Genomic DNA, 5,754 nt, shown 5'->3' on the forward strand with positions numbered 1-5,754 from the left:
GATCAGCCGGGACCAGTTGGTCCAACGTTACCATCTCGAGCGCGGTCTGTTCGGGGGCGGGTCGCTTCAACATGACCCAGTGAATCAAAAACCCCCGGCTAACGCCAGGGGTTTGTCAGCAGTCTGACGGGGCTCATCGAGCCCCGTTTTCGTTTCGGTTTGGCGTCGCGATCGTCATCCACGGGCGGAGCAAGGAGCGAAGCGACGCGCGCAGACCCGAGGATCCATGCCGTGACTTGGAAGCGTCGCCACGGTGCAGAATTCTGAGCCGTTGCACGCCTTGGCGAAGGTAACGGCATGGATTCCAGGGTCTCCGCGACGCCGCTTCGCGGCTGCTCCGCCCTGGAATGACGATCGCGATGGGCGTTTCGGCTAATCTCCAAGGCATGGCGCCTGCCAACCCAAACAGGGCCGACCGGTCAAAACTCCGGTGCCCTAAAACATCTTGCGATAAACGACGAACCCGGGCTTCTCGCCGACCTTGTCATAGAGCTGCATCGCCGTGTGGTTCGTCTCATGCGTCAGCCAATAGACGCGGTTGGCGCCCGCTTGCCCGGCGCGCTCATAGACGCCCTCGATCAGCGCCCGGCCGACGCCCTGGCCGCGCGCGGCCTGCGTGGCGAAGAGATCCTGCAAATAGCAGTTCGGCGCGATCGACGTCGTCGAGCGGTGGTAGAGATAGTGGACGAGGCCGAGCAGATTGCCTCCTCGCTCGGCCACCAGCGCATGCATCGGCTCGTAGGCATCGAAGAAACGCGACCATGTCATCTGCGTGATTTCGCCGGCAAGCGCCGTCGGCCCGGAGCGCCCGTAAAACGCGTTGTAGCCGTCCCATAGCGGCAGCCATTGCTCGTAATCCTGCCTCGTGACGGGTCGGACGGTGAGTGGACCGGGCATGACGGAACCTTCGCTATTAGAACTCGACAGAGCAAAGGGTCACCGCCGTTCGCCGGCAATGGGCCAGCCGGCGGCAAAGCGTTCAACCTCCTCGGATGTGTGGCGCTGCCTTGACGCTTGCCGGCCCGGCAACTAGGGAAGCGTCATCCTGCGCTTTCCGAGGCCGCCGTGACCACCGAGATCCCCGCCCACATGCATCCCAGCCGCTCCTTCCAGGGGCTGATCCTGACCTTGCACAATTACTGGGCGGACTATGGCTGCCTCATCCTGCAGCCCTACGACATGGAGGTCGGCGCCGGCACCTTCCATCCGGCGACCACCTTGCGCGCGCTGGGCCCCTTGCGCTGGAACGCCGCTTACGTGCAGCCGTCCCGCCGCCCGAAGGACGGCCGCTACGGCGAGAACCCGAACCGCCTGCAGCATTATTATCAGTATCAGGTGATCCTGAAGCCTAATCCGCCGAACCTGCAGGAGCTCTATCTCGGCTCGCTCGAGGCGATCGGCGTCGATCCGCTGCTGCATGATATCCGCTTCGTCGAGGACGACTGGGAAAGCCCGACGCTGGGCGCCTGGGGGCTTGGCTGGGAGTGCTGGTGCGACGGCATGGAAGTCTCGCAATTCACCTACTTCCAGCAGGTCTGTGGCATCGAATGCGCGCCGGTGGCCGGCGAACTGACCTACGGGCTGGAGCGGCTCGCCATGTATGTGCAGGGCGTCGACAATGTCTACGACCTGAACTTCAACGGCCGAGAGGGCGCCGAGAAGGTCACCTACGGCGACGTCTTCCTGCAGGCCGAGCAGGAATATTCGCGCCACAATTTCGAATTCGCCAACACCGCGATGCTGCTCAGGCACTTCGAGGACGCCGAGGCCGAGTGCAAGGCGCTGCTCGATGCCGGTACGCCGAAGCCGAGCGACAATCTGCCGATGCACCGCATGGTCTTCCCGGCCTACGACCAGTGCATCAAGGCAAGCCACGTCTTCAACCTGCTCGACGCGCGCGGCGTGATCTCGGTCACCGAGCGTCAGAGCTACATCCTGCGCGTGCGCAATCTCGCCAAGGCCTGCGGCGAGGCGTTCCTGAAGACGCGGGCGGGCGGGCTGGCGGCGGCTTAAGCCGACACAGCCTTCACGACCTCGGTGGCGGCGCCGGCCGGCAACACGATCTGCACCGTGGCGCCGTCGATCGTGCGCATGGCCTGCCTGACCCCCGGCATCGTGATCGTGCCATGCGCCTGGGCGGCGAAGCAGGCGCTGAGCGCCAGGATCTGCAGGGTTCTCGATGCCGTCTTCATCGTCGTTCAGCCAATAGGTCTCTGCCTGAGCGTTTGTCGCTTCAGCGCAGCGTTCGGTTCATGGGATGGTCTGCTCCAAGGACGACCGGCTTCGCCGCGTCCCGACAGCGGGCTGAAAAATTCCGTCAAATCGCTTGAAGAGGCGATCCGTTAGCGGGTGACAGCGGCCGGCCGAGTTGCTATGCGCTTCTACCTCCCCCTTGATGGGGGAGGTCGCCGCGAAGCGGCGGGTGGGGGTGACTGGCGCTTCCCTATGCCAAAACTTGACCGTTTCAAGTTGCAGTCCGCACGAAGGCTCCGCGCCTTGATGACGGACGAAGAACGATTGCTGTGGCGGCACCTGTGGCGCATCCCGGTCGAAGGGACACATTTCCGCCGACAGGCGTCAGTCGGCGCCTACTATCCAGATTTCATCTCGCATCGGCTGAAGCTGATTGTCGAAGTGGACGGTTCCCATCACAGCGCTGATGATCAGCTGCGGCATGATGAAGTTCGGACACGATGGTTTGAAAGCCAGGGCTATCGCGTCGTCCGCTTCTGGAACCACGAGATAAAAAACGAACTGGATTCCGTGCTCGATACAATTTATGCGGCGGTGGAAGAACGGAAATCACACCTGCATCTGCGCGATGGTGCCGAAGGTATTGGCGGCTGAGAGGCCGCCACCCCGCCCCGGCGCTACGCGCCGACCCTCCCCATCAAGGGGAGGGTGGGGAGCTTAACTATGCCTGACCTGCTCTTGGAACTTCGCTCCGAGGAAATCCCAGCCCGCATGCAGCGCAAGGCTGCCGGCGACCTCAGGAAGATGTTGACCGACGGTCTGGTCGAGGCGGGTCTGACCTATGAAGCGGCGCGCGAATACTGGACGCCGCGGCGCCTGGCGCTCGACATAAGGGGCTTGACGCCGCGCTCCAAGGACATCCGCGAGGAGATCAAGGGTCCCTCGACCACGGCGCCCGAGCAGGCGGTGCAGGGTTTCCTGCGCAAGGCCGGGCTTTCGTCGATCGCCGAGGCGCATGTCCATTCCGATCCGAAGAAGGGCGACTTCTATGTCGCCCACATCTCGAAGCCGGGCAGGGCGGCGGAAGAGATCATCGCCGAATTGGTCCCGGGCATCATCAAGAATTTCCCCTGGCCGAAGTCGATGCGCTGGGGGCCGGCTTCGGCGAAACCTGGCTCGCTGCGCTGGGTGCGGCCGTTGCAGTCGATCGTCTGCACCTTCGGCCCGGAGACCGAGGAGCCGGTGGTGGTCGATTTCGAGATCGACGGCATCCGCGCCGGCAACGTCACCTATGGCCATCGCTTCCACGCGCCGGGTGCCATCACCGTGCGCCGCTTCGACGACTATGTCGCGAAGCTCGAAGCGGCCAAGGTCGTGCTCGATGCCGACCGGCGCAAGGAAATCATTCTTCACGACGCCCGCAACATCGCCTTCGCCAACGGCCTCGACCTGGTCGAGGACGAGGGCCTGCTGGAGGAAGTCTCCGGCCTGGTCGAATGGCCGGTCGTGCTGATGGGCGAGTTCGAGCAGGATTTCCTCACCATTCCGGGCGAGGTGATCCGCCTCACCATCCGCGCCAACCAGAAGTGCTTCGTCACACGGCCGCAGGGCGCGGGCGAGGACCTCTCGAACCGCTTCATCCTCGTCGCCAACATCGAGGCGAACGATGGCGGCAAAGAGATCGCCTACGGCAACGGCAAGGTGGTGCGCGCGCGCCTGTCCGATGCGCTCTATTTCTGGAAGACCGACCAGGGCGACCTGCCCGACCTCGACCAGCTTCGGGAATCGGCGGCGAAGTTCGACCTGGATCTGAAGAAGCCGCTCGATCAGCGCATGGCGCGGCTCGATCATCTGAACGTGACTTTCCACGCCAAGCTGGGCACGCAGGGCGCGCGCGTCGAGCGCATCAAGCGGCTGGCGGAAGAACTGGCGCCGGTCGTTGGCGCCGATCCCGCGCTCGTCGTCCGCGCGGCGGTGCTCGCCAAGGCCGATCTGCAGACCGAAGTGGTCGGCGAGTTCCCTGAGCTACAAGGCGCCATGGGCCGCAAATACGCGCTGCTGCAAGGCGAGCATGCATCGGTGGCCGCAGCCGCCGAGGAACACTACAAGCCGCAGGGCCCATCCGATCGTGTGCCGACCGATCCGGCCTCGGTTGCCGTCGCGCTCGCCGACAAGCTCGACACGCTGACGGGCTTCTGGGCGATCGATGAAAAGCCCACCGGCTCGAAGGACCCGTTCGCTCTGCGGCGAGCCGCGCTCGGCGTGGTCAGGATCCTCATCGAGAACCGCATTCGTCTGTCGCTGACGTCTGTTTTCGCCAAGTCTTTTGCAAACTTCAAAGGCGGCGCGGATCAGTCGTCCGACCTCCTTGCCTTCTTCCATGACCGCCTGAAGGTCTACCTCCGCGACCAGGGCGCACGGCACGATCTGATCGATGCCGTCATCACGCCGCAGTCCGACGACCTCCTGCAGATCGTGCGCCGCGTCGAGGCGCTGGGCTCCTTGCTCGACACCGAGGAGGGCAAGAACCTGCTCGCCGGCACCAAGCGCGCCGCCAACATCCTGGCCGCAGAGGAGAAGAAGAAAACCCTCGTCGCCGAGACTGTTCAGCCGGCGCTGTTCCGCGAGGAAGCGGAAAAGAAGCTCTTTGCCGCGGTGAATCAGGCCGAGAAGGAAGCCGGCCAAGCGATTCAAAACGAAGATTTTTCCGCCGCCATGCTGGCGCTTAGCGTGTTGCGCGAACCGGTTGATTCATTTTTTGAAGGCGTTCTCGTCAATGATGAGGACCAGGCCGTGCGCGCCAACCGTCTGGCGCTGCTCGCCCGCATCCGGACCGCCACCGATCAGGTCGCGGATTTTTCAAAAATCGTCGGCTGATAGCGCAAAAAATAGCGCCTTCGAACTTGCCCGCATTCGCTAGGATGCGGGCATTCCTCGAGAATTCGGCGCCCGAAATTTAATGCGCCGGAGCCGGCTTACAGTCATACGGCGATGACCTCCGCATGGGACAACAAGGCGTTCCCCAAACCACGGAGGCATGCCATGAATTCCGTTGACGATATCGACCTGATTGAAGAGACCCCGGCCGCCGCCGAGGGCATCGAAGCCGCTTCCGAAAACCTCCTCGACCATGCCGCCGCTGCAGCGGTCGAATCCGCCGATCCTTCCGAAGACGACGAGGAAGAAGGCGATGACGAGGAAGCCACGGCCTCGGCCGACGATGAGTCGGACGACGAGGAGGAAGATGACGACGAAGACGATGACGCCGACGAAGAAGCCAAAGCCTCGGGCGACGATGAGTCCGACGAGGAGGATGAAGATGGCGACGAGGATGAAGACGACGCCGATGAGTCCGACGATGACGACAAGGAAGAAGCGGCCTGAGCTATCTCCTGTCGTCTGAAGCATGAAGGGCGACGCGTAACGCGTCGCCCTCAGACTGCTGACAAACCCCTGGCGTTAGCCGGGGGTTTTTGATTCACTGGGTCATGTTGAAGCGACCCGCCCCCGAACAGACCGCGCTCGAGATGGTAACGTTGGACCAACTGGTCCCGGCTGATC

General features: G+C 63.4%; 6 protein-coding genes. 4 read left to right on the forward strand and 2 right to left on the reverse strand.

Annotation, left to right across the window (positions count from 1 at the left end):
* Positions 1 to 435: 435 nt before the first annotated feature.
* Complete coding sequence (locus EOD07_RS19635; protein ID WP_127236654.1) at positions 436 to 897, reverse strand: GNAT family N-acetyltransferase; 462 nt, start codon at positions 895 to 897, stop codon at positions 436 to 438.
* Between the two features lie 192 nt (positions 898 to 1,089).
* Between EOD07_RS19635 and EOD07_RS19640 the strand changes: the two genes are divergently transcribed.
* The gene (locus EOD07_RS19640; RefSeq protein ID WP_189341644.1) at positions 1,090 to 2,013 is read left to right on the forward strand and encodes a glycine--tRNA ligase subunit alpha; all 924 of its coding nucleotides are present in this window, start codon (positions 1,090 to 1,092) and stop codon (positions 2,011 to 2,013) included.
* Here EOD07_RS19640 and EOD07_RS19645 read toward each other — a convergent pair.
* The gene (locus tag EOD07_RS19645; protein WP_040991027.1) at positions 2,010 to 2,192 is read right to left on the reverse strand and encodes a hypothetical protein; all 183 of its coding nucleotides are present in this window, start codon (positions 2,190 to 2,192) and stop codon (positions 2,010 to 2,012) included. The two genes, EOD07_RS19640 and EOD07_RS19645, sit on opposite strands and share 4 nt — an antisense overlap.
* 181 nt (positions 2,193 to 2,373) lie before the next feature.
* Between EOD07_RS19645 and EOD07_RS19650 the strand changes: the two genes are divergently transcribed.
* From EOD07_RS19650 to EOD07_RS37710, 3 genes are all read left to right on the forward strand, one after another.
* The gene (locus EOD07_RS19650) at positions 2,374 to 2,847 is read left to right on the forward strand and encodes a DUF559 domain-containing protein (protein ID WP_245470302.1); all 474 of its coding nucleotides are present in this window, start codon (positions 2,374 to 2,376) and stop codon (positions 2,845 to 2,847) included.
* Between the two features lie 69 nt (positions 2,848 to 2,916).
* Entirely contained in the window at positions 2,917 to 5,070 is a 2,154-nt protein-coding gene (glyS, locus tag EOD07_RS19655; RefSeq protein ID WP_127236656.1) for a glycine--tRNA ligase subunit beta, read from the forward strand.
* Positions 5,071 to 5,235: 165 nt separating this feature from the next.
* Positions 5,236 to 5,577, forward strand: a complete 342-nt coding sequence (locus EOD07_RS37710; protein WP_164772362.1) for an ATPase — start codon at positions 5,236 to 5,238, stop codon at positions 5,575 to 5,577.
* Positions 5,578 to 5,754 lie beyond the last annotated feature (177 nt).

The sequence above is a fragment of the Mesorhizobium sp. M2C.T.Ca.TU.002.02.1.1 genome (genome assembly GCF_003997225.1).

Coding starts and splice junctions, on each gene's coding strand:
- EOD07_RS19635 (WP_127236654.1), bottom strand. CDS start 897: ATGCCCGGTCCACTCACCGTCCGACCCGTCACGAGGCAGGATTACGAG.
- EOD07_RS19640 (WP_189341644.1), top strand. CDS start 1,090: ATGCATCCCAGCCGCTCCTTCCAGGGGCTGATCCTGACCTTGCACAAT.
- EOD07_RS19645 (WP_040991027.1), bottom strand. CDS start 2,192: ATGAAGACGGCATCGAGAACCCTGCAGATCCTGGCGCTCAGCGCCTGC.
- EOD07_RS19650 (WP_245470302.1), top strand. CDS start 2,374: ATGCGCTTCTACCTCCCCCTTGATGGGGGAGGTCGCCGCGAAGCGGCG.
- glyS (WP_127236656.1), top strand. CDS start 2,917: ATGCCTGACCTGCTCTTGGAACTTCGCTCCGAGGAAATCCCAGCCCGC.
- EOD07_RS37710 (WP_164772362.1), top strand. CDS start 5,236: ATGAATTCCGTTGACGATATCGACCTGATTGAAGAGACCCCGGCCGCC.